1 protein-coding gene is annotated in these 964 nt (G+C 17.0%); it reads right to left on the bottom strand.

The window, feature by feature from the left end; genetic code table 11:
* The coding region (locus tag GBZ86_RS16285; protein WP_207707481.1) for a glycerophosphoryl diester phosphodiesterase membrane domain-containing protein at positions 1-751 on the bottom strand (751 nt) is incomplete at its 3' end.
* Positions 752-964 lie beyond the last annotated feature (213 nt).

Here is a 964-nt window from a genome sequence, read left to right as displayed (position 1 = left end):
AAATATATTTTGAAAATAAGGCTATAAATACAATTCCAATATAATATACTGTTATACCAACTAAATAAGTTGTTACAAATAAAATAATAGAATACAAAATTATTTTAATAAGTTTCTTTTTAGTAGCTTTTAAACTTTTTCTTATAGCTAAATTAAAGCTAGTTGTCTCTAATATAACTTGATAAATACTAAAAATCCATCTATTCATTAATATATATATAAGCAAAAAAACACTTATATATATAATATTTAAAAGCTTATTAGAATTTATATAGTGTAGAACATACTCTGGAATCTTCAATTTCATCAATAATCCTGAAGTAAAGTTTAAATTAGTTAATGGAATTATAATTAATATCATTATAAATAATAAAATATTTTTAGGGTTTAAAACTAATAAAGCTTTTTTAAAAGATAATAAAATTAATTTAAAAAAATTAATTTTATTATCTTTTCTTCCTTCTTCAATACATATAACTACAGCTGTTATTTCAAAAAATATATAAAAAACAAGTAATATTACAGCTGTTAAAATTAAAATTATAGATATTGGATTAGTAATTAATTTTATTAAATTTTGAGAAAATAAATAGGCTAATCCTTCTTTTTTTATAGCTAAATTTATAAGTAAATTAATGAAAGGTACAATTGCTAATACAGCTATACCTTTATGAAACAATTCAAATATAATTAATGTGCTTAAATTGTATGTAAATAAATATTTAAAATCTTTAAAAAGTTTTTTATACATAAGCCCTCCAATAGGATTTATTTTTCTTTAATAAATATTAAGTTAATCTATACTTATATTTTAACATAATTTAATAATATAGTTATAAAGGGAAATTTTTAGCCTAATAAAGTTTATTAAATTTATTAGCTGCAAATATTATATAAATTTAAATAAAAAAAAATTGCTTATACCTATATAAAAAAGTTAAAATAGATTTATACATACTAGTAA

Source organism: Clostridium tarantellae (assembly GCF_009295725.1).
Lineage (GTDB): Bacteria > Bacillota > Clostridia > Clostridiales > Clostridiaceae > Sarcina > Sarcina tarantellae.
This window is presented reverse-complemented; position numbering and strand designations above follow the sequence as displayed.